The sequence below is a fragment of the Methylobacterium sp. GXS13 genome (genome assembly GCF_001455965.1).
In the GTDB taxonomy this organism is placed as follows: Bacteria; Pseudomonadota; Alphaproteobacteria; order Rhizobiales; family Beijerinckiaceae; genus Methylobacterium.
Window position 1 is genome coordinate 46,730 of sequence record NZ_LKKO01000030.1, and the last position, 20,791, is coordinate 67,520.

Genomic DNA, 20,791 nt, shown 5'->3' on the forward strand with positions numbered 1-20,791 from the left:
GTCTGCCGCCGGGCTGAGCAAGCAGTCGCATTGGCGGAAACTTTATTGTGGTGCTGAAATCCGAAAACGTCGGAGGTCCCTTTAACGGAATCGCATCACTCTCGGACGAATATGTGACATTCATCGGTGCTTATGCCGTAGACATTGAGCCGCTCGATCAGCGGCGGTTGACCGGAAGCCTGGCTTTCCAGGTTGCGGTGCGGGACGGTGAAGGCCGTTCCGCTGATTGGTACGCCCGTCGGAAGGCGTGTGGTGGGAGAGGCGTTTTGGGTCGCACCGTGATCCTGACCGATGATCTCGGCCGTGGAGAGCGCCTGGTGCGCAATCTCGGCGGGGGTCCGGACCTCGTCGTCCACGATCTCTACGGCGACGCAGAGCCGCCGACGGGCGCCACGCTGGTCATCAGCGACGTGAGCGCGCTGACATCGGATGCCGTCCTCCGGCTGCGCCGGGCGCTCGCCGTCGCGCGCAACAGGGCCACGCCGTTCCTCGCGCTGATTCATGGCAATCTCGGGCGCGGCGAGATCCAGGCGACCGCCCTTGGGGCCACCCGGAGCCTTCCCGCCTCGGCGGCAAACATGCTGCTCGCCAACACGATCTCCGCCCTCAGCAAGGCCGGATCAGAGCTCGGGGACGGTGGTGACCTGCGGCGCTGCGCCGAGGAGGCGCGGTCCGCCTTCGCGGCGATCTTCCGCGGCGACACGGCGCCGCCTGCCGCGCTTGTCGATGCCGGCACCACCATCGTCAACCGGGCAATCCGCGAAACGAAGGTCCGCGACTGGTTGAACATCGTCGCTGGCTTCGACGATGTGACGCACCGGCATTGCCTGACGGTCGCCGGCTTGGCCGCAGCCTTCGCCCAGAGCCTGGGCCTGAACGAGGCCGACGCTCATCACCTGACCAAGGGCGCGTTGCTGCACGACATCGGCAAGGCGCGGATCCCCTTGGTTATCCTGAACAAGCCGGCGCCGCTGACCCCGGATGAGCGGATCGAGATGGATCGGCATCCGGCAATTGGCCATGCCATGCTGATCGACGGGAGCTACGACGCCGGGACGCTCGCAGCCGTCCGCTCGCATCACGAATATCTCGACGGGTCGGGCTATCCTGACGGGCTGCGGGCTTCCGAGATTCCGGATCTCGTCCGCCTGATCACGATCTGCGATATTTTCGCGGCGCTCATCGAAATCCGCCCTTACAAGGCTCCGAAGTCGATCCGGGAAGCCTACGCGATCCTGACGGCGATGGGCCCGAAGCTCGATGGCGATCTCGTCCGGGCCTTCCGCCAAGTCGCCGTGGCCAGCGAACAGCCGGCCCAGAGGATGACGGCTTGAGCCAATGTCCGTTCAGACCAGCTCCCAGGCGTTGATCTGGCGCAGCAGCGACCCGACCAAGGCGTGGTTCAACTCGTGCCCGGTATGAAAGGCCGCGACCCGGCCCTCCACGGGATGGCCAGCCAGCATCAAGTCGCCAATGAGGTCGAGGACGCGGTGACGGACCGGCTCGGCCGGGACGTGCATCCCGCCGACCACGCGACCGCGCATCAGGAGCGCCGCCGTGCGCGGTGAGACGCCCTGCAGGAAGTCCCGTCCCGTTGCATAGCCATAGGCGCGGCCGGCCATGGCCCGAAAGTATCGGCCGAAGCTGCGTGACGGCGCGATCTCGCGCACGAAGCTGTCCGGCGTGATCGGGCCGGACCAGTCCATCGAGCCGAAATGCGCCAGCGCGATATGGCCCGTGACGTAAAGGCCCGCGCCTGGCTCGATCTGGATGCGGCGGCGCCCATCCTCGACCGCCACCGTCCGGCGCATCCGGATGACCCGGCAGGGGAAGGGCTGCTCGGCCCGGCCGACGCCCCGGATGGCCTCGCACCAGGGCAGCGCGCTGCCGTCGAAGATCGGCAATTCGTCCGCATCGATCTCGGCCAGCACGTTGTCGATGCGCAGCGCGTGCAGGGATGCCATCAGATGCTCGATGGTGCGCACCAGCGCACCGTCGCGCCGGATTGCCGCCGAGAGAGGCTGCGATTCCCGATACTGCCACAAGGCGGGCACATCGATCGTGCGGCCAGTCTTCAGGCGTCGCCGAAAGACGATCCCGTGCCCTGCGGGCGCCGGGTAGACCCGGATGGTGGCATAGCGGCCCGAATGCAAGCTGTGGCCGGACCGCTCGAACGCATCGGCCAATGTCGCCTGGCACCGGCTGATCGGCATGACCGGGCCGGACGTGAAATCTGCAAGGTCGAACTCTTGGTGCATCGGGATTCGTCGGGCGCCATGGCGCGGGAAATTATCCCTCCTCACCGATTCCCGCTAATAAACTCCTGTTCAACCAAGCGCGGCTTGACCGGCCAGCGCGCGGCCGTCACGATCACATTTGCCTCATCGATCGAGCGCGGCCATGTCGGCGCGCGGCTCCGAGATGCGGGCAGCTCCCGTCCCAAGTGTTGCTGGCCCAGAGTTGCTGGTCGGCCCCGTCAGGGCAGGGACGGAGGCCGGGGCCGAAGGAACAGGATCGATGGCGCGGTTGGGGACCATACCCTTCTTCAAGGATCCGGGCATCGAGCTCGGTCCGTTCGAGACCCGTTGCCATTGGCGCCGCTTCGACGAGAACGAGGTGCTGGTCGATTTCGACGACATCTCCACGGACGTCTATTTCATCGCCTCCGGCGAGGTCCGCATCCTGAACCGGACCCAGTCCGGCAAGGAGGTGATCCTGGGCGAGATGCGCGGCGGCGCCTTCTTCGGCGAGCTCGCGGCCATCGACGGCATCGGCCGCTCGGCCAACGTCACGGCGCTGACCCGCGGCGAGGTCTGCGTGGTACCGGCCGCCGTGTTCCGGCAGATGGTGTTCGCCTCCGAAGCCATCGCCGACCGGCTGTTCCGTCTGCTGGCCAAGCGCGTGCGCGAACTCAACACCCGGCTTATGGAGCATGCGCTCCTCGACCTGAAGCACCGGCTCTATGCCGAGTTGCTGCGCCTCTCGGTTCCGCGGTCGGGCACGTCGGGGGAGCGGGTCGTGTCGCCGCCACCCTACCATCATGTGCTGGCCGCCCGGATCGGCTGCCGCCGCGAACAGGTCACCCGCGAGTTCACCGCCATGGCCGCCGAGGGGCTGGTCGACCGCACCCGCGGCGCCCTGGTCCTGCGCCGGCCGGACCTGCTCGAGGCGCGCGTGGCCGAGGCGTTGCGCGAGGATTCCTGACGCCTTGGCGGATGCACCCGCGCTGCGCCTGCGGCTGGAGGATCTGACCAAACGCTTCGGCACACACGTCGCCGTCGATGCGGTCAACCTCGACTTGGATCCCGGGGAGTTCTTCTGCCTGCTCGGGCCGTCCGGCTGCGGGAAAAGCACGCTGCTGCGCATGATCGCGGGCTTCGAGACCCCGAGTTCGGGCCGTGTCCGCCTCGGTGACCAGGACCTGACCGCCCTGCCGCCCCATCGGCGGCCCGTGAACATGATGTTCCAGTCCTACGCCCTGTTCCCGCATATGAGCGTGGCCAGGAATGTCGGTTACGGCCTCGCGGGACTGGGCCGGACCGCCGCCACCGCCCGGGTGTCGGAGTTGCTGCGCCTCGTCCAGCTTGACGGCTTCGCCGATCGTCGGCCGGAGTCCCTTTCCGGTGGCCAGCGGCAGCGGGTCGCTCTGGCCCGCGCGCTCGCCCGCGAGCCGAAGCTGCTCCTGCTGGACGAACCCCTTGGCGCCCTCGATCGCGGCCTGCGCGAGGAGACCCAGGCCGAGTTGCGGGCCGTGCAGCGCCGCCTCGGAACCGCCTTCGTGGTGGTGACCCACGATCCGGAGGAAGCGATGATGCTGGCCGACCGGATCGGCGTCATGGAAGGCGGCCGGCTCGCTCAGGTCGGACCGGCCTCCGAACTGTATCGCCGCCCGGTCAACCGGTTCGTGGCTGGCCTGCTCGGTGATGTGAACCTCATCCCCGGACGGCTCGGCCCTGTCGAGGCGGGCGACAGCCGCATGGTGCAGACCCCGCACGGGCCTGTCCATGCATCTGCGACCGCGCTGTCGGAGGGCGCTTCTGTGGTCGTCGCGGTGCGCCCCGAAAACCTGATCGTCGGCACCGAAGGGCTGCCGGTGACGATCGCCGACGCGACCTTTTTGGGCGACCGTCTGCGCCGGACTCTGCGCCTTCCCGATGGAACGTTGCTGCGGTCGAGCGGCCGGCCGGACGACGCGGGCGATCCGATAGGCACGGAAACCCGCGCCTGTTTCGCCAGCGCCGATGCCGTGATCCTGCCGGCATGACCCGGCCTCGGATCACGCTTGCCGGTACGGTCGGCCTCCGCGGATGGCGGCCATGAGAGCCGGAAGTCCATGGCGCCTGTTCGACCGGCTGGTGCGCCTGCCGCCGCTTCTCTGGCTGGCGGCCTTCTTCCTGCTGCCCTTCGCGATCACCCTGAAGATCAGCCTGTCCGAGCCGGCCACGGCGATCCCGCCCTACCTACCGGTGCTGGATTGGCAGGGCGGCCTCGACGGCTGGTCGGCCTTTCTCGAAGCCCTGAACTTCGACAACTACGCGACGCTCGCCGCGGACGCGCTCTATCGCGACGCCGCCCTCGGCTCGCTGGCCTACGCAGCAGTCGCGAGCCTGATCCTCGTCGCGGTCGGTACGCCGCTCGCCTACGCGCTGGCCCGGGCGCCGTCGCATCGGCAGCCCCTCCTCGTCGCTTTGGTGGTGGTGCCGTTCTGGACGAGTTTCCTGATCCGGATCTACGCCTGGATCGCGATCCTCAAGCCCGAGGGCCTGCTGAATCTGATCCTGCTGCGGCTCGGCCTAGTCTCGCAGCCGCTGATCATCCTGAACACCGACGCCGCGGTGATCGTCGGGCTGGTCTACGCCTACCTGCCGTTCATGGTCCTCCCGCTTTACGCGGTGATGAACCGCCTTGACCCAGCCCTGCGCGAGGCTGCGGCGGATCTCGGCGCTTCGCCGACCCGGGTCTTTTGGACGGTGACCCTGCCGCTGAGCCTACCCGGGATCGCGGCCGGCGCCGGTCTCTGCTTCATCCCAATGGTGGGCGAGTTCGTCATCCCGGACCTGCTCGGCGGTTCAGAGACCCTGATGCTCGGCCGGGTGCTGTGGAGCGAGTTCTTCTCGAACCGCGACTGGCCGCTCGTCGGGGCGGTGGCGGTGTTGATCCTCGCGATCATCATCGGCCCGGTGGTGCTGTTCCGCGACAGCTTGCGCTCCGGCGAGGAGGGCCGCCCGTGACCTGGGTGACCCGCACCGCCCTCGTGTTCGGGCTCGCCTTTCTCTACGCGCCGATCCTGGTGCTGATCGCCTACTCGTTCAACGCCTCATCCCTGGTGACCGTCTGGGGCGGCTTCTCTACGAAGTGGTACAGTGCGCTTCTGGCCGACGCCCCCTTGATGGCGGCGGCCTGGGTCTCGCTGCAGGTGGCGCTGCTCGCAAGCCTGATCGCCACGATTCTCGGAACCCTCGCAGCCCTCGCCCTGGAGCGCCACGGCCGCTTCCGCGGACGGGCACTGTTCACCGGTTTGATCTTCGGGCCGATGGTGATGCCGGAGGTCATGATCGGCCTATCTCTGTTGCTGATGTTCATCGGCATCGGCGTCGACCGGGGCATCGCGACCCTGGTGATCGCGCATGCAACCTTCTGCACAGGCTTCGTGGCCGTCGTGGTGGCGGCGCGCCTGCGCGGCCTGGATCAGGGTCTCGAGGAGGCGGCCGCCGATCTCGGCGCCGGGCCGTTGCGGGTGTTCCTCACCATCACACTGCCGTTGCTCGCCCCCGCGGTTCTCGCCGGGGCCCTCCTCGCCTTCACGCTTTCGCTCGACGACCTCGTGATCGCGAGCTTCGTCTCGGGCCCGGGCGCGACCACCCTGCCGATGCGGCTTTACGGCCAGGTCCGGCTCGGGGTGAATCCGGAGATCAACGCCGCCTCGACGCTGCTCGTCGTGCTGGTCAGCGCTTTCGTGCTCCTGGCCTCGTGGCTCACCGTCCGGCGCTCGCAGGCCTAACGCGATCGTCGTCCGGCCGCGCGCCGAAGGCGTCGCGCGAGAGGTGCGCTCGCGCACGCAGCCAAGCTTTCAGCGACCATACTCTCGCGGTGAGCCCGCTGCGCCAAGCAGTGAATCCATGAGGGACCCTCGTCATGATTCGCGCTCTGACATTGCTACCCCTTGCTACGCTCCTCCTCGTTTCAGCGGCCGACGCCCGCTCGGCCCGCGTCCACGCGAAGCCGCTGCCCGATCCCGCCGTCAAGGCGCGGGAAACGGTGGTGAAGGATTTCGATGCCCGGATGAGCCGGCTCGATGCGTTGATGGGCCTGACGCCGAAGGCGTCGGCAAGATCGCGCTCGGCGGAGGCCGGTCGCTGAACTCGACGCCTTGAGGGGCGATCAGCGGCCGAGGCCACCGGCCTCCTCGACGAAGCGGGCGACATCATCGGCCCCGTCGCCGCCTCGCAAGGACGCGAAGACGTAGGGCCGCGTGCCGCGCATGCGCTTGGTGTCGGCCTCCATCACCGAGAGGTCGGCCCCAACGAGCGGCGCCAGATCGGTCTTGTTGACGATCAGGAGATCGGAGCGGGTGATACCCGGGCCACCCTTGCGTGGGATCTTCTCGCCGCCGGCCACGTCGATGACGTAGAGTGTGATATCGGCGAGTTCCGGCGAGAACGTTGCCGCCAAGTTGTCGCCGCCCGATTCGATCAGCACCAGATCGAGCTTCGGAAAGCGCCGGCTCATCTCGGCCACTGCGGCGAGGTTGATCGAGGCATCCTCGCGGATCGCCGTATGCGGACAGCCGCCGGTCTCGACGCCGAGAATACGGTCCTCCGGCAGGGCCCCGGCCACGGTCAGGATCCGGGCATCCTCCTTGGTGTAGATGTCGTTGGTGATCGCGCAGATCTCGTAGCGGTCGCGGAAACGCTTGCAGAGCTGCTCCATCAACGCCGTCTTGCCGGAGCCCACCGGGCCGCCGATACCGACGCGGAGAGGGCCGTTCGCGGATGTCATGCTGCGTCCTCAGGATCGGAAGATGCGGGAATATTGCGTCTCGTGCCGGAAGGAGCCGAGATCGAGGCGGAACGTGGCGGATCCGATCGCGTCGAGATCCGCCGTTCGGGCCGCCTCGGCGAGTCGGACGATGCGCGGTGTCAGGGCCGCGATCACCCGCGTGCCCGCGGCCTGCCCGACCGGGGCCGCCCGCAGCGCCGCCGAAACGAGATTCTGGATGAAGGCCAAGCCGTACGCGGCCAGCAGGGACGGCAGCGCCATTCCATGGGCGCCCGCCGCCGCACCGACCGCCACCGGATAGGCCACCGCGCCCGGGAGATGCCCAGCCAGAGCCGCCAGGGCTTCGCAGGGCCAGGCGCCCAGGGTGGCGTCGAGGAAGCTGCGGCCCTGCTGGCTGGTTTCCAGATGCAGCTCGCGCGACGGCGCAAGGGCCAAAGCAAGATCGTTGATCTCGACGATCCTCTCCGGTTCGGACGAGGATGCCGCCCGATGGGCATGGGCTGCCAGGATCAGGTCGTTGTGCAGGGTGCCGTGCTCGCAGACATCGGCCAGCCAGTCGGTAAGGCTTGCCTCATCACGCACGTCACCGGTCTCGGCCGCCCATTCCAGCCCGTGCGAATAGGCATAGGCGCCGACCGGATAGCCCGGTGACAACCACGCCATCAGGCGCAATGCGTCCAGGCCCTCAGCCATCGGCGTGGTGGTGATGATGCCCACCATGCGGGTGATCATGGCCGTGGGCATGACCGCCGGAATAGGCGCCGCCCTCCGGCCGGAACGGACGGTCCACCGGTTCGGCGGTGCCGCCCAGGCCCCGGACCATGTCGGCCAGGACATGGTCGTAGGCAATCCAGACAGCCTCCATACCGATCTCGGCTGGAATATGCCGGTTGCCGATATGCCAGATCAGCCGTTTGAGGGCCTGATCGCTCGCGGCACGTATCTCAAGGAGCCGCTCCGGTGCCGCCTCGACCCAGACGAGGCGGCCATCCTCCAGCACAAGCGCGTCGCCGTCCTCCAGCACGGCCGCCCCCGGCAGATCGAGCAGAAACGCCAATCCCCCGGCGCCGCGCATGGCGACGCGGCGGCGATGGCGCGCGCCGGAATCGAGTACGACCCGGTCGACGATCTCGCCGCCGGACAGATGCTCACGGCGGAGGATGCGAGTGGCGCGGATCATGATCTCACCGCCGATCCATCGAGGTGGACCCCCTCGGCAGGAATCCTTCGTCCAGTGCCGGCTCAATCATGAGCCGCCCGTGATTGGGGACGTTCACGTCAGACTGCCCAGTGATCGTTCAAAACAAAAAATAGCGCTGCGCCATCGGCAGCACCTCGGCGGGCTCGCAGACCAGGAGTTCGCCGTCGGCCCGCACGTCGTAGGTTTCGGGATCGACTTCGATCACCGGCGTCGCGTCGTTCAGCACCATGTCCTTCTTGGAGATACCGCCGCGGACGTTCTCCACCGGGACCAGCTGCTTCTGCACCCCGAGCCGCTCCCGCAACCCGTCCTCCACCGCCGCCCGGGAGACGAAGGTGAGGGCCGTCGCGTAGGGCACGCGGCCGTAGGCGCCGAACATCGGACGGTAATGGACCGGCTGCGGCGTCGGGATCGAGGCGTTCGGATCGCCCATCGGCGCGGCCGCGATGCAGCCGCCCTTCAGCACCAGATCCGGCTTCACACCGAAGAAGGCGGGAGTCCAGAGCACCAGATCGGCGAGCTTGCCCGGCTCCACCGAGCCGATATGCTTCGACACGCCGTGCGCGATGGCCGGGTTGATCGTGTACTTGGCGACGTAGCGCCGGGCGCGCAGGTTGTCGGTGCCGGAGGCGTCGCCCGCAAGCGCGCCACGCTGGCGCTTCATCTTGTCGGCGGTCTGCCACGTGCGGATCACCACCTCGCCGACCCGGCCCATGGCCTGGCTGTCCGACGACATCATGGAGAGCGCACCGATATCGTGCAGGATGTCCTCGGCCGCGATCGTCTCGCGCCGGATCCGGCTCTCCGCGAAGGCGAGGTCCTCGGGAATCGACGGATCGAGGTGGTGGCAGACCATGAGCATGTCGAGATGCTCGTCGATCGTGTTCTTCGTGTAGGGCCGGGTCGGGTTGGTCGACGACGGGAGGACGTTCGGCAGCCCGGCGACCTTGATGATGTCCGGCGCGTGACCGCCGCCCGCGCCCTCCGTATGGAAGGCATGGATGGTGCGCCCCTTGAAGGCCGCGATCGTGTCCTCGACGAAGCCCGACTCGTTCAATGTGTCGGTGTGGATCATGACCTGGATGTCGTGGGCGTCCGCCACCGACAGGCAGGTGTCGATCGCCGCGGGCGTCGTGCCCCAATCCTCGTGGAGCTTCAGCGCACAGGCCCCGGCCCGCACCATCTCGACGAGGCTTTCGGGGCGGGAGGCGTTGCCCTTGCCGGCAAAGGCGAGGTTCATCGGGAAGCTGTCGGCAGCCTCGATCATCCGGGCGATGTGCCAGGGGCCGGGGGTGCAGGTGGTCGCGAAGGTGCCATGCGCGGGCCCGGTGCCGCCGCCCAGCATGGTGGTGATGCCGGAGCACAAAGCCTCCTCGATCTGCTGCGGGCAGATGAAGTGGATGTGGCTGTCGAAGCCGCCGGCTGTGAGGATCTTGCCCTCACCGGCGATCACCTCGGTGCCGGGACCCACGATGATGTCGATCCCGGGCTGCACGTCGGGATTGCCGGCTTTGCCGAGCCTGAAGATCCGTCCGCGCACGATGCCGACATCGCATTTCACGATGCCCCAATGGTCGAGCACCACCGCGTTGGTGATCACCGTATCGACGGCGCCCGCCGCGTTCGTGACCTGGCTCTGGCCCATCCCGTCGCGGATGACCTTGCCGCCACCGAACTTCACCTCCTCGCCGTAGGTGGTGAAATCGCGCTCGACCGTGATCTCAAGGGATGTATCCGCGAGTCGGATACGGTCGCCGGTGGTCGGGCCGAACATGTCGGCATAGGCGGCGCGGGGGAGGGCGGCCGGCTTGGGCATGTTGGCCATCTCAGAGGCTGCCCATCACGTCACCGCGGAAACCATACACGGCGCGTCCGCCCGAGAGTGGCACCAGGACCACCTCCCGAGTCGAACCCGGCTCAAAGCGCACCGCCGTACCCGGCGCGATGTCCAGACGCTGCCCGCGCGCCTTCTCGCGTTCGAAGACGAGACCCGGATTGACCTCGAAGAAATGGTAGTGGGAGCCGACCTGAACCGGCCGGTCGCCGGTATTGGCGACCTCGATCACGGTGCGGTCGGCGCCGGCATTGAAGACGATCTCGCCGGGCAGCGTCGAGACCCGGCCGGGCACGTCGGTGGAGGCTGCCCCCCGGATCGGGTGATGCACGGTGACGAGCTTCGTCCCGTCCGGAAAGGTCGCCTCGACCTGGATATCGGGGATCATCTCGGCGATGCCCGGCATCACCTGATCCGCGGTGAGGACGTTCGCTCCCGCTTGCATCAGTTCAGCGACGCTGCGCCCGTCGCGCGCACCCTCCACCACGAAGTCGGTGATCAGCGCGATCGCTTCGGGATGATTGAGCGTGACCCCGCGCGCCAGACGGTTGCGCGCCACCTGCGCCGCCATGGCGATGAGCAGCTTGTCCTTCTCGCGGGGCGTCAGCAGCACGGGATACCTCGTCGTCGCGGCGACAGGAGCAAGGATCATGCGCGCCGCGGGGTCAAGGCTTCCGCTGATCAGTCCGACATCGCCGTAAAGCCAGCAAAGAGGTCAGGAAGCGCCTCACCCCGGATCCGACTGGGCAGGTCGCGGGGATGGATGAACTCATCCCGGAACCACGGGTAGCGAGCGGGATCGAAGGACGCGCGCAGCCAATCGATCACGCGACGCACCCGGCCGATCCGCTCGGCATCCGGATGGTAGGTGAGCCAGATGTCGAGGCCGAAGAGGCCAAGATTGTCCACCGGCACGACCTGTGCCCCGATGGCGGTGGCATAGGTCGGCAACAGACCGATCCCAGCGCCTTTCGCGATGGCCCAGTAATAGGCACTGCTGACATTGATCTTCAGTGTCACCGGGATCTCGGCAGGGAAGCCGGGCAGGTCCCTTGCATAGTCTTCCAGACGGATCGTCTGGCTTGCGGCCTGCACGACGATGCGGTGACGCGTGAGGTCCGCAGGCTTATCCGGCAAGCCATAGAGCTGCTCGTAGCTGCGCGCGGCGTAAGGCATGACGTGCATGCGTCCGAGCTTGACCATCCGCAGGTCCGGGCTGGTCGGTCGCGTGAGCTGGATCGCGACGTCAGCTTCCAGACGCAGAACGTCTGCGGATTCCATGGCGCAGCGCAAGTCGACCGTCAGGCGCGGATTGGCCCGCTGAAACTCCACCAGACGCGGTGCCAGCCAGAATGCGCCGAGTCCTTCGGTGACCGCTATGCGCACCTCACCGATTTCGGCAAACGGGGCGGCTTCACCGGCCAGCATGAGGCCGAACGCGGCCGTTTCCATGCGGGTCGCCGCATCCAGGATCGAGCGCCCCTCTGCGGTGAGGCGGACTCCGTCGACGTGACGAGTGATGAGGGGCGCTCCGATCCGCGCCTCTAGGTCGCCGACCTGGCGTCGGACCGAGTTGATCGAGAGGCCCAGTTTCACCGCCGCCGAGCGGAAGCTCCCGCATCGGTGCAGGGTCAGGAACACCCGAACGCTTTGCCAATCAGGCATCGCGGCGTGGTCGATCTCGACCCGTTCCATCGCCGGAACACCCCTGTTTCAATTCGTGCACATACAACCCGTGCGCTAGATGCGAAGTGCTGCAGCGTCAATCCGTTCCCGAATGACAGGTCATCCGATGACGGTGCACGTCGCCCATTCCCGATTTCAGGCACAGGACCCAACGGGGCTCGGTCTGACATCCCTGCTTCCGCAGCCGCGACACGGTCTCCAGTCGATGCGGGTCGAGCGTGTCGCTCGACACTTGGTCGTCTTCATGCCGACGCCAGACGACCTCGCCTGCCTCATGGAGGCGGCTCGCGTCGACCTGCCGGACCTCGCTCCCCTTGCTACCGTCCAACGGGTGCTGTCGACCAACCCCGACAGCATCGTGGCAATCGCTCAACGCCACCGCTTCGACGCGGCGGCGCCCCGCGGGGAGGGGTTCGTCGCCTGCCTGATGCTGAACGCGGACGGGCTTGCAGCCCTCAAGGCGGGAACCTCCGACGCGGCCGAGCCGCCAGCGACCATGCTGGCCGCCCAGCACGAGCGTCCGGCGGCGATTTACATCTGGGCGGTCTATGCCCGCCGTCGCCTCGCCGGCGGAGTCGGCCTCGTCTTCGACCGCCTGTCGAGCCCCCTGTATCACGGCATCGACTTCTACGCCCGGGCAGCGACCCCGGAGGGGGCCGATCTACTCACTGCCCTCGGCTTCACGACGGGCGGCGGGACCAACGGCCGTCTCTATCACTTCGCTCGTGCATCCGTGCCGGAGGCAACGCCCCCTTATGACAGCCACCGCCCCGGCCTCGCCGGCGTCAGCGTAGCGGTCGCGCGCAGCTTCGAGGATTTGGCGCGCGTCATCTCCCTCCGCGCCGCGGTCTATATGGCCGAGCAGGCCTGCCCGTACGAAGAGGAGTTCGACGGCAACGACCTCTCGGCGACGCACCTGATCGGCTATGTCGGCGACGAGCCGGCGGGATGCCTGCGGATCCGGTTCTTCGCCGATTTCGCCAAGATCGAGCGTCTGGCCGTCAGAGCCGAGTACCGCAACACGCGGATGGCCTTCGCGCTGGTCCGGGCCGGGATCGAGCTGGCCCGGGTCAAGGGCTATCGCCGCCTCTACGGCCACGCGCAGAAGCGCCTCGTCGGATTCTGGAGCCGGTTCGGGTTCCGGGTGTTCGAGGGTGCACAGGAGCTGGTGTTCTCGGATTTCGACTATGTCGAGATGCTGATGGAGGCGGAGCCGCATCCGGAAGCGATCGGGATCGGCATCGATCCCTACGTGATCATCCGTCCCGAGGGCCGGTGGCACAAGGCCGGCGCCCTCGACCGGTCCCGCGGGCGGGCCGTCACGCGGCCCTCCGTCGACGGGCAGGCCGCGCGGTGACCCGGCACGTGAACCCGGCGCTCTATCGCCGGCCGAGCAGCGTTCCCGTCCTGGTGCTGGTCGACATGCAGCAGGAATACGAGATCGCTGGCCGGCCACTGGCGCTCGCGGGTATCGCCCCGGCCCTACAGAAATGTCGGCTCGCCCTGGATCACGCCCGGGAGAGCGGCATCCCGGTCGCCTACGTGCGCTGGATCGGGGCACCACTGTTTCAGGCGGGCACGCGCTTCGCCCGCTGGATCGAAGGCTTCGAGCCGCATGGCTGCGACATGATTTTCGACCGGGATCGACCCTCTTGCTACGCCAGCCCCGCCTTCGCCGACGCGATGGAGCGCGGTGGCGCGCAACTGGTCATCGCGGGCTTCGCGGGCGAGGCCGCCTGCCTCGCCACGGCGATCGACGGCTTCCATCGGGGCCAGGAAGTGACGTTCCTGGCCGATGCTTCGGCCAGCCATGATCTCGAAGGCATCTCGGCCGACGACATCCATCGCTCGGTGAGCGCCGTCATGCGCGTCTTTGCGGATGTCATGGACACCCAATCCTGGGTTGCGGCGTCGGCGCCCTACAGGCCCACGCCGACCGTTTCCAATCCCGCGGCACGCCAATGACCGGTCCACGCCCGCACGAACGCGACGCGCGCAGACGTGACGAGAACGACATCGATGTAAGACTCGGCCAGCACGCAGTCGGGCTGCTAAAGGCTGCTCGGGACAGCGGCGACACCGCGCTGATCGTGCAGGCCGAAGCCATGGCGATGGCTGTGGGGTTCGCCCTGGCGTCACGTCTGCCCGGCTACGGCGAAAGCGGAGAAAGCTGACGACGCCCAGTCGTCAGACCGCCTCGTCGTCCCCGCCGATCAGGCGCATGGCCCGGAGCCGAGCCGTTCTCTCGTCGCCGGCGCGACGATCCGCCTCCAAGGCGGTCCAGAGCGCGATCAGGTCTGGATTGCGCTGCGGCTCAGTCGGCGGATCAATCTCACGCGCCGTACCGGTGTGATCGAGGGCGTCCATGTCGTGGCATCCCGCGTCTTGAGCTGCGGTCCGGTATCAGCGCAGCACTGATGCGGTCCAGCCTCGAAGACAGGCGTTGCCTGTACAACCGGACCGAATCGTCAGGCGGCCCGGGTGTTCAGCTATCGCTCTACAAGCGGATGTTTCCGCGCGGACCCGTGATGCGGTTCCCGTAGCGGTCTGAGCCGCCGGCCCGCTTGCGCAGAGGCGAGAAACATAACGGACACGGAGACGTGGCACCTGTCCGACCCGCCCGGCCGCATGGTCATCCACGCGGAGGGGCGCCCTCAAGCCTTCGTCAGCGTGGCGATGATGGATTCGACGACGTCGATCTGGTGCTGCACCGCCACCAACCGCGGCCCGGCGGCCGCGCCGTCCCCGAGCACGAAGGTACCTTTCTGCCGGCGTGAATCGCGCAGCTTCCGCACCGAGGCGACGATGGTCTGCCGCTCCTCGAGGAGGGCGGCGCGTAGCTCGTTCAAGCCGTCCAGTTCCAGCGTCTCGGCCATACGGCGTCCCAATGTCCAGACTTCGTGGCCGGACGCGCCGGCGTTGGACGATGCGCCGACCCGCATCCCAGGGGGCGGGCGCGGCGGCGAACCGATATTCCGGCTCCTCTGCGACGGCTTTCCTTCAAGGGCAACCGCCGCCGCGCGAGGCGGGTCCAGCGCGGATTTCGAGCACCGCGGCGCCAGCTTTGGGCCAGGCGCCCTAATGTCGCCGCGTAGATTGTATGCTAGTGAATGCAATCTGCTTTGCTGGCGCTCCAAGCGGGGCCGCGATCCCGTCGGACGATGGCGTCGCGCATCGCGGCCTGTTCGCGCAAGGGTCACCCAGGCATGCTGAGCGAGGATGACAGGCAGCGCGACGCGACTCGACCGGACGAGGCTGTCGCGTTCCAAGGCGGAGGGGGCCCGCGGCCGATGAGGGTGAAACAGAAGCCGCGGCGATCCCGCGGTTTGGTAACGGCGATCGTGGCCCTGGCCCTCGTAGGCGGTGGGGCCTACGGCTACGTGCGTACGACCCAGCGCCCGGTCACCAAGGCGAAGGCCGCGGCGCCGGCTCCCGTGCCGGTGACGGTCGGGATGGTCGAGCAGGGGCCGTTCGCGCTGGTATCGAACGGGCTGGGCACGGTCCAGGCCTACAACACCGTTCAGGTGCGCACCCGGGTGGACGGCGAGATCCACCAGATCGCCTTCCGCGAGGGCCAGAACGTCCGCAAGGGCGATATCCTGGTCCAGATCGACCCACGCCCCTACCAGGCCACCCTCGACCAGGCGAAGGCCAAAAAGGATCAGGACACCGCCAACCTCAACAACGCCAAGGTGGATCTGGTCCGCTACACCGGTCTCGGCGCCTACGCGTCGCGCCAGCAGACCGAGACGCAGACGGCCTTGGTCGCCCAGCTGACTGCGCAGGTGGCCTCCGATCAGGCGTCCATCGACAATGCCACGACACAGCTGAGCTATGCGACGATCCGGGCGCCGATCGACGGCGTCACCGGCTTCCGGCAGGTCGATATCGGCAACATCGTCACCGCCGCGGGCCAGTCGGCGATCGTGACCATCACCCAGGTCGAGCCGATCTTCGTGGTGTTCACGGCGCCCGAGGACCAATTGCCCGCGATCGGCGCTGCCCTGCGGACGGGCGACGTGCCCGTCTCGGCCTGGACCACGGACGGGCTGACCAAGTTGGCCGAGGGCAAGCTCGCCCTGTTCAACAATCAAGTCGATACCGCGACCGGGACGATCCGCCTGAAGGCGGTGTTTCAGAATCAGAACCATGCCCTGTGGCCCGGCCTGTCGGTCTCGACCCGGATGCGGGTCGGTACGGTCGCGGCGGCCATGACGGTGCCGGACGATGCGGTTCAGCACGGGCCGGAGGGACTGTTCGCCTTCGTGATTGACGAGTCCGGCCACGCACATCAGCGGATGCTGAAGGCGGGACGCTCGGATTCCGGCCGAACGCAGGTTCTGGCCGGCGATCTTAAGCCGGGCGAGCGGGTGATCACCGCCGGGCAGTACAAGGTCCAGGACGGCAGTCTGGTGGCCGATCCGCACGCGGCCCATACGGCGCAGGCCGAGACGGCAGCCGCAAGTCCGTCGGGTCCCAGCCGGTCGGCAAAGGCCGATCCGTGATCGGAATCCGCAGCGACAGGGCGGCCCCGATGCCCCGGGAGGGTTTGCGATGAAGGCTGGTATCTCGGCGCCGTTCATTCGCTTTCCGGTGGCGACCACCCTGATCATGGTCGGCATTCTGTTTCTCGGGATGGTGGCCTATCCGCTGCTCGGCGTCGCGCCGTTGCCGCAGGTCGATTTCCCGACGATCCAAGTCACGGCGCAATTGCCCGGTGCCAGCCCCGAGACCATGGCCTCCTCGGTGGCCCAGCCGCTGGAGCGGCAATTCTCGCAGATTCCCGGCGTCGCCCAGATGACCTCGACGAGTTCCCTCGGGATCTCGACGGTCACGGTCCAGTTCGACCTCAATCGCAACATCGACGGTGCGGCCAGCGACATCCAGGCGGCGATCAACGCGGCGAGCGGCCAGCTGCCGAAGAACCTGCCGACCCCGCCGACCTACCGCAAGGTGAACCCGGCCGATTCCCCGATCCTCCTGCTCTCGGCCACCTCCGACAGCATGCCGCTGATCGAGGTGGACGACGCGGTGGACGTGCAGCTCGCCCAGCGCATCAGCCAGATCTCGGGCGTCGCGCAGGTCTTCATCGGCGGCCAGCAGAAGCCCGCGGTCCGGATCCAGGTCGATCCGGCCAAGCTCGTGGCCAAGGGCCTGTCGCTGGAGGATATCCGCACGCCCCTGTCGCTCACCACGGTGAACAACCCGAAGGGCAGCATCGACGGCGCGAGCCACAGCTACACGATCTTCGCCAACGACCAGCTCACCACGGCGCAGAACTGGAACGACGTGATCGTTGCCTATCGCGACGGCGCGCCCCTGCGGGTGCGGGACATCGGCACTGCGGTGGCCGGCCCCGAGGACACCAAGCAGGCCGGCTGGACCAACGGCCAGCGCGGCGTGTTCCTGGTCGTCTTCAAGCAGCCCGGCGCCAACGTCATCGACACCGTGGACAGCATCAAGGCGCAGCTGCCGCGCCTGACCGCGACCCTGCCGGCCGGCATCAAGATCGGCATCCTCAGCGACCGGACGCAGACCATCCGCGCCTCGGTGGAGGACGTGCAGTTCACGCTTCTGATCACCATCGTCCTGGTGGTCGCGGTGATCTTCGTGTTCCTGCGCAGCTTCTGGGCGACCGTGATCCCGAGCGTGACCGTGCCGCTCGCCCTGCTCGGCGCCTGCGCGCTGATGTGGCTCGCCGGCTATACCCTCGACAACCTGTCGCTGATGGCGCTGACCATCTCGGTGGGTTTCGTGGTCGACGACGCGATCGTCGTGCTGGAGAACATCAGCCGCTACGTCGAGGAGGGAATGCGGCCCATGGAGGCCGCGTTCAAGGGTGCGGGCGAGATTGGCTTCACCATCGTGTCCATCTCTGTGTCGCTGATCGCCGTGCTGATCCCGCTGCTGCTGATGGGCGGCATCATCGGCCGCCTGTTCCGGGAATTCGCCGTCGTCCTGTCGATGACCATCGCGGTCTCGGCCTTCGTCGCCCTGACGCTGACGCCGATGATGGCGGCGCGCCTGCTCAAGCCCCATGGCACCGGCCACCATGGCCGCCTGTACCGGGCGAGCGAGGCGGTGTTCGATGGTCTGCTGTCGTCCTACGCGAAAGGCCTCGACCTCGCCCTGCGCTTCCGGTTCATCACGCTGCTGACCTTCTTCGCGACGCTCGCGCTGACGATCCATCTGTTCATCGTCATCCCGAAAGGCTTCTTCCCGCAGCAGGATACCGGCTTCATGATCGGCGTCACCGAGGCGGGGCAGGACATCTCGTTCTCGGCGATGAAGACGCTGCAGGAGAAGGTCGGCGCCATCGTCCAGGCCGATCCGGACGTGGCGACGGTCGGCATGTCGCTGGGCGGCAACGGCCAAGCGCTCAACTCAGGGCGGATGTACATCACCCTCAAGCCCCGCGAGGAGCGCGAGGCCGATGCCTTCCAGATCATCGGCCGGCTTCGGCCGAAGCTGGAGCGGGTCGAGGGGATCCGCACCTACATCCAGGCCACGCAGGACGTGCGCACCGGCGGCCGGACCTCGCGGACGCAGTTCGAATACACCCTGCAGGACCCGGATCTCGCCGAGCTGAACACCTGGGCACCCCGCATCCTCGATAAGATGAAGACGCTGCCGGAGCTGCGCGACGTCGCCACCGACCAACAGAACCGCGGCACCACCCTGACGCTGGCGATCGACCGCGACGCGGCCTCCCGCTACGGCATCACGCCCCAGCTCATCGACGACACGCTCTACGACGCGTTCGGGCAGCGGCAGATCGCCCAGTATTTCACGCAGCTCAACAGCTACCACGTGATCCTCGAGGTGCTCCCGGCCCTGCAGGGCAACGTTGAGAGCCTGGACAAGATCTACATCAAGGCCCCGATCGGCGGCGGGCAGGTGCCGCTGGCGGCCTTCGCGCGCTGGACGACCGACCCGGTGGCGGCGCTGGCGGTCAACCACCAGGGCCAGTTCCCGGCGGTGACGATCAGCTTCAACCTCGGGCCCAACGTCGCCCTCGGCCAAGCCACCGAGGCGATCGGCCAGGCCATGAAGGATCTCCAGGTGCCACCGACCGTGGTCACCGGCTTCCAGGGCACCGCGCAGGCGTTCCAGCAATCGCTCTCGACGGTACCGCTGCTGATCCTGGCGGCCCTGTTCGTAGTCTACCTGATCCTCGGCATCCTCTACGAGAGCTTCATCCACCCGATCACGATCCTCTCGACCCTGCCCTCGGCCGGCGTCGGTGCGTTGGCCGTGCTGATGTGGGCCGGCTACGATTTCAGCCTGATCGCGCTGATCGGCATCATCCTGTTGATCGGCATCGTGAAGAAGAACGGCATCATGCTGATCGACTTCGCCATCGTGGCGGAGCGCGAAGAAGGCTTGAGCCCGGAGGAAGCGATCCGCAAGGCTGCGCTGCTGCGGTTCCGACCGATCCTGATGACCACCATGGCGGCGCTGCTCGGCGGCATCCCGCTGATGCTCGCCACCGGCACCGGCTCCGAGATCCGCCAGCCGCTGGGCTACGCCATGGTCGGCGGGCTGGCCGTGAGCCAGATCCTGACGCTGTTCACGACGCCGGTGATCTACGTCTATCTCGACCGGCTGGCGCACCGCTTCTCGTTCCGGGACAAGCCCGAGGCGGTCGATGCGCTGATCGCCGAGCCGGGCGAGGCTGCCCACGATCATCGGCCTTTGCGCGCCGCGGAGTAGCGCTGCGGCTTCGCGCCGGATGTCAGCCGCCCCGGCTTGGCGGCGCGCGCGGCCGACCCAGATCCCCCGCTCCGGCCCCGTACCGTCGGGCGTTCCGGATGCCGAGGAGCCAGAATGCGCGTGAACCGCCCGTTGCAGGGGCTGACCGTCCTCGCCTTGGAGCAGGCCGTCGCCGCGCCCTATTGCACCTCGCGGCTTGCCGATGCCGGCGCTCGGGTGATCAAGATCGAGCGTCCGGAAGGGGATTTCGCCCGGGGCTACGATTCCGCCGTCAATGGTCTGGCGAGCTACTTCGTCTGGCTCAACCGCGGCAAGGAGAGCCTCGTCGCCGATATCAAGGATCCGGACGACGCCCGTTTGCTGCACGCCATTCTGGAAGAGACCGACATCTTCGTGCAGAACCTGGCCCCGGGGGCAGCCGCCCGCGCCGGCTTCGGCTCGGCGGACTTGCGGGCGCGCCATCCGCGGCTGATCACGGTCGATATTTCGGGCTACGGCGCCGGCCATGCCTACAGCGACATGAAGGCCTACGATCTGCTGGTGCAGGCCGAGAGCGGCATGGCCGGCATCACCGGCCATCCGGCTGGCCCGGGCCGCGTCGGCGTCTCGGTCTGCGACATCGCCTGCGGGATGGACGCCCATGCCGCCGTGCTGGAGGCGCTGATCGCCCGTTCCATCATCGGAGCAGGCTGCGCCCTGGAGGTCAGCCTACTCAGCGGCGCGGCCGACTGGATGAACGTGCCGCTGCTCTACTTCGAAGGCACCGGGCAGGAGCCGCAGCGGGTCGGCCTCGCCCATCCCTCGATCTCGCCCTACGGTGCCTATCCCACCGCCGACGGCAGCCTGGTGCTGATCTCGATCCAGAACGAGCGGGAATGGGCGCGCTTCTGCGATCGCGTTCTGGGTGAACCGGACCTCGCCAACGCCGAGACATTCGCGTCGAACAACGCCCGGGTGGCGAACCGCGCCGCTGTGGACCTGCGCGTCGGAGCAGCCTTGGTGCGGCTCAGCCGCGACGAAGCCGCCGCCCGGCTCAAGGCCGCCGGCACCGCCTACGGCTTCGTCAATACGCTCGCCGACCTCGCCACCCATCCGGCCCTGGTCCGCGCCGAGGTCGAGACCTCGGCCGGCCCGGCCCGCATCGTCGCGCCGCCGGTCCTGATCGACGGCGAAGTCCGTGCGCTCGGCCGGGTGCCGGATATCGGCGAGCACAGCGCAAGGATCCGGCGGGAGTTTGGGGCTCGGGAGTGAGAGCAATGGGGCGGAATTTGGAATATATTCTTATTTCGGCTTAGGAGTTCTGTCTTCGTCCAAACATCCGCTTTGTCATCCCGGGGCCGCGCAGCGGAGCCCGGGAT

21 protein-coding genes are annotated in these 20,791 nt (G+C 67.7%); 12 read left to right on the forward strand and 9 right to left on the reverse strand.

Features of this window, described 5'->3' with window-relative positions:
- Positions 1-47 precede the first annotated feature (47 nt).
- The gene (locus AO398_RS11265; RefSeq protein WP_244498735.1) at positions 48-1,334 is read left to right on the forward strand and encodes an HD domain-containing phosphohydrolase; all 1,287 of its coding nucleotides are present in this window, start codon (positions 48-50) and stop codon (positions 1,332-1,334) included.
- 12 nt (positions 1,335-1,346) lie between these two features.
- On the opposite strand, the gene AO398_RS11270 is transcribed toward AO398_RS11265, so the two are convergent.
- Complete coding sequence (locus AO398_RS11270; RefSeq protein ID WP_058192151.1) at positions 1,347-2,258, reverse strand: UDP-3-O-acyl-N-acetylglucosamine deacetylase; 912 nt, start codon at positions 2,256-2,258, stop codon at positions 1,347-1,349.
- Between the two features lie 259 nt (positions 2,259-2,517).
- Here AO398_RS11270 and AO398_RS11275 point away from each other — a divergent pair, with 259 nt between their 5' ends.
- The 5 genes from AO398_RS11275 to AO398_RS11295 all read left to right on the forward strand — a co-directional run bounded on the left by AO398_RS11275 (position 2,518) and on the right by AO398_RS11295 (position 6,360).
- A complete protein-coding gene (locus tag AO398_RS11275; protein WP_007562140.1) occupies positions 2,518-3,204 on the forward strand; it encodes a Crp/Fnr family transcriptional regulator in 687 nt (228 codons plus the stop codon).
- Between the two features lie 4 nt (positions 3,205-3,208).
- The gene (locus tag AO398_RS11280; RefSeq protein ID WP_058192152.1) at positions 3,209-4,264 is read left to right on the forward strand and encodes an ABC transporter ATP-binding protein; all 1,056 of its coding nucleotides are present in this window, start codon (positions 3,209-3,211) and stop codon (positions 4,262-4,264) included.
- A 52-nt stretch (positions 4,265-4,316) separates the two neighbouring features.
- Positions 4,317-5,231, forward strand: coding sequence for an ABC transporter permease subunit (locus AO398_RS11285; RefSeq protein WP_152997492.1), 915 nt, complete (start codon positions 4,317-4,319; stop codon positions 5,229-5,231).
- Entirely contained in the window at positions 5,228-6,001 is a 774-nt protein-coding gene (locus tag AO398_RS11290; protein ID WP_058192154.1) for an ABC transporter permease subunit, read from the forward strand. Before AO398_RS11285 ends, AO398_RS11290 begins: the two co-directional genes overlap by 4 nt.
- Before the next feature lie 134 nt (positions 6,002-6,135).
- Positions 6,136-6,360, forward strand: a complete 225-nt coding sequence (locus AO398_RS11295) for a hypothetical protein (RefSeq protein WP_058192155.1) — start codon at positions 6,136-6,138, stop codon at positions 6,358-6,360.
- 21 nt (positions 6,361-6,381) lie between these two features.
- On the opposite strand, the gene ureG is transcribed toward AO398_RS11295, so the two are convergent.
- The 6 genes from ureG to AO398_RS11325 all read right to left on the reverse strand — a co-directional run bounded on the left by ureG (position 6,382) and on the right by AO398_RS11325 (position 11,729).
- Positions 6,382-6,999, reverse strand: a complete 618-nt coding sequence (ureG, locus tag AO398_RS11300) for an urease accessory protein UreG (RefSeq protein WP_058192156.1) — start codon at positions 6,997-6,999, stop codon at positions 6,382-6,384.
- A gap of 9 nt (positions 7,000-7,008) precedes the next feature.
- Positions 7,009-7,719, reverse strand: coding sequence for an urease accessory UreF family protein (locus AO398_RS11305; protein WP_244498736.1), 711 nt, complete (start codon positions 7,717-7,719; stop codon positions 7,009-7,011).
- Positions 7,685-8,179, reverse strand: coding sequence for an urease accessory protein UreE (locus AO398_RS11310; RefSeq protein WP_058192158.1), 495 nt, complete (start codon positions 8,177-8,179; stop codon positions 7,685-7,687). Before AO398_RS11310 ends, AO398_RS11305 begins: the two co-directional genes overlap by 35 nt.
- Before the next feature lie 118 nt (positions 8,180-8,297).
- A complete protein-coding gene (gene ureC, locus AO398_RS11315) occupies positions 8,298-10,025 on the reverse strand; it encodes an urease subunit alpha (RefSeq protein WP_058192159.1) in 1,728 nt (575 codons plus the stop codon).
- Between the two features lies 1 nt (position 10,026).
- Positions 10,027-10,647: an urease subunit gamma gene (locus AO398_RS11320; RefSeq protein ID WP_058192160.1), complete on the reverse strand. Its 621-nt coding sequence runs from the start codon at positions 10,645-10,647 to the stop codon at positions 10,027-10,029.
- Between the two features lie 68 nt (positions 10,648-10,715).
- Positions 10,716-11,729, reverse strand: a complete 1,014-nt coding sequence (locus tag AO398_RS11325) for a LysR family transcriptional regulator (RefSeq protein ID WP_058192161.1) — start codon at positions 11,727-11,729, stop codon at positions 10,716-10,718.
- A 235-nt stretch (positions 11,730-11,964) separates the two neighbouring features.
- On the opposite strand from AO398_RS11325, the gene AO398_RS29795 reads away from it, so the two are divergent.
- The 3 genes from AO398_RS29795 to AO398_RS11340 are packed head-to-tail and all read left to right on the forward strand — an operon-like array spanning position 11,965 to position 13,894.
- Positions 11,965-13,077 (forward strand): GNAT family N-acetyltransferase, encoded by a 1,113-nt coding sequence (locus tag AO398_RS29795; protein WP_348272358.1) that lies wholly within the window; start codon positions 11,965-11,967, stop codon positions 13,075-13,077.
- 8 nt (positions 13,078-13,085) lie between these two features.
- Positions 13,086-13,685, forward strand: a complete 600-nt coding sequence (locus tag AO398_RS11335) for a cysteine hydrolase (protein WP_244498737.1) — start codon at positions 13,086-13,088, stop codon at positions 13,683-13,685.
- On the forward strand, positions 13,682-13,894 hold the full coding sequence (locus AO398_RS11340; RefSeq protein ID WP_058192163.1) for a hypothetical protein: 213 nt from the start codon (positions 13,682-13,684) through the stop codon (positions 13,892-13,894). Before AO398_RS11335 ends, AO398_RS11340 begins: the two co-directional genes overlap by 4 nt.
- Positions 13,895-13,907: 13 nt before the next feature.
- Here the strand turns inward: AO398_RS11340 and AO398_RS11345 are convergent, their stop codons facing one another.
- Positions 13,908-14,087, reverse strand: a complete 180-nt coding sequence (locus AO398_RS11345) for a hypothetical protein (RefSeq protein WP_058192164.1) — start codon at positions 14,085-14,087, stop codon at positions 13,908-13,910.
- 287 nt (positions 14,088-14,374) lie between these two features.
- Positions 14,375-14,596: a hypothetical protein gene (locus tag AO398_RS11350; protein WP_058192165.1), complete on the reverse strand. Its 222-nt coding sequence runs from the start codon at positions 14,594-14,596 to the stop codon at positions 14,375-14,377.
- A gap of 330 nt (positions 14,597-14,926) precedes the next feature.
- Between AO398_RS11350 and AO398_RS11355 the strand changes: the two genes are divergently transcribed.
- From AO398_RS11355 to AO398_RS11365, 3 genes are all read left to right on the forward strand, one after another.
- A complete protein-coding gene (locus AO398_RS11355) occupies positions 14,927-16,225 on the forward strand; it encodes an efflux RND transporter periplasmic adaptor subunit (RefSeq protein WP_082643237.1) in 1,299 nt (432 codons plus the stop codon).
- A 49-nt stretch (positions 16,226-16,274) separates the two neighbouring features.
- Positions 16,275-19,433, forward strand: a complete 3,159-nt coding sequence (locus tag AO398_RS11360; protein ID WP_058192167.1) for an efflux RND transporter permease subunit — start codon at positions 16,275-16,277, stop codon at positions 19,431-19,433.
- A 114-nt stretch (positions 19,434-19,547) separates the two neighbouring features.
- Entirely contained in the window at positions 19,548-20,684 is a 1,137-nt protein-coding gene (locus AO398_RS11365; protein WP_058192168.1) for a CaiB/BaiF CoA-transferase family protein, read from the forward strand.
- The last annotated feature ends 107 nt before the right edge of the window (positions 20,685-20,791 follow it).